The sequence below is a fragment of the Cupriavidus neocaledonicus genome (assembly GCF_000372525.1).
GTDB lineage: Bacteria > Pseudomonadota > Gammaproteobacteria > Burkholderiales > Burkholderiaceae > Cupriavidus > Cupriavidus neocaledonicus.
On the sequence record NZ_AQUR01000001.1, the window covers coordinates 1 to 1081 of the forward strand.

Sequence of the window (1081 nt, forward strand, 5' to 3'; positions counted from 1 at the left end):
CGCGCATGAATGTGGGATTGGATGGGATCCTCAAAGCAACGCTTCAGCCAGTCGTCGCGCTGACGTCCGCTGGAGGTATTTCAGCGGCCTGCTAGCTTGCTTGAGCGGAAATGACTCTTTACTGTGGTGAGGTGACAAGCCCCCGATTTCATGTGCCATAAAATCCCCATGATCTATTGGGTAGTTTGACCATTTCAGGCTCCGATGGCGTTATCGAAATATTAAATTTGTATGACTGTAGTTTCCAAAACGCCTTGGCCCCTTTTTCGTGCTTTCGACACCTACTTCAAACTGAGTTCTTCGGCACAACATTCCTGACTATAGGATCTTTCCTCATCTCATTAGATCTTGATTTAGATCAAGCAATGACGAGTTGAAGTCGATCGTCCTATGTCTTCGCATAGCTTGGCATATAAACTTTTATCTCTATCTCTCTAGGAGACGAAGCACGAACAAATGACGCTTCATAAATTTGTTATTTGATTGCATGAATTCATACCCCACAATTTAGCCTAGGATCGTCTGCATTTAGCATCAAAGTGTCATGAAATTTCGTTTTTTTAATTCATGGAGAGTGCCATGCGCAAGAGGATTAAAAAATTGGGGGTCGTTGGTTTAATGACGGCGACCGTGCTGTTCGGCGCTATGCCTGCATTCGCAGCGGAAATGGAGGGCTGGTCCGATAACTGTTTGTTCTTGGAGATCGGAAAGGGTGATTTTAGGATTTGTTTGTAACGCTGACAGGGCATAGAGCTGCAGCGCTGATATCTATCAAGGGCAGCGTCATCAGAACGCACCAATGTTAGCTGAATAAACCTTCCACATGCCGCTTTTTGTCTGATTGTGCAGCGAGTGGAGGGCTCCCCTCCCCTGGCGCAGACCGGTTGGTTTCTTGTTCAGCAAGGAATACCGGGGAAGGCGGCGCGGATTCTTGAAGAAGACGGGATTTTGAGGCCCGTATTCCCCGTTCCGATAGCCGAAGGCCCGGGACCTGTCAGAAATTTTGTGTTTAGGGCATAACATGTCGCCAAGGAGCATGTATGCCACGCAAAACCAAGACCAGCCAGGCCGCCGACCGTGA

2 protein-coding genes are annotated in these 1081 nt (G+C 48.0%); one reads left to right on the forward strand and one right to left on the reverse strand.

Going from position 1 to position 1081, the window contains the following annotated elements; genetic code table 11:
* Positions 1 to 579 precede the first annotated feature (579 nt).
* Positions 580 to 735, forward strand: coding sequence for a hypothetical protein (locus tag A3AG_RS34165; RefSeq protein ID WP_020384409.1), 156 nt, complete (start codon positions 580 to 582; stop codon positions 733 to 735).
* Positions 736 to 786: 51 nt separating this feature from the next.
* Here A3AG_RS34165 and A3AG_RS34280 read toward each other — a convergent pair.
* Positions 787 to 1081 (reverse strand): hypothetical protein (locus A3AG_RS34280; RefSeq protein ID WP_209437564.1); only part of this gene is annotated, 295 nt, incomplete at its 5' end.

Coding starts and splice junctions, on each gene's coding strand:
- A3AG_RS34165 (WP_020384409.1), top strand. CDS start 580: ATGCGCAAGAGGATTAAAAAATTGGGGGTCGTTGGTTTAATGACGGCG.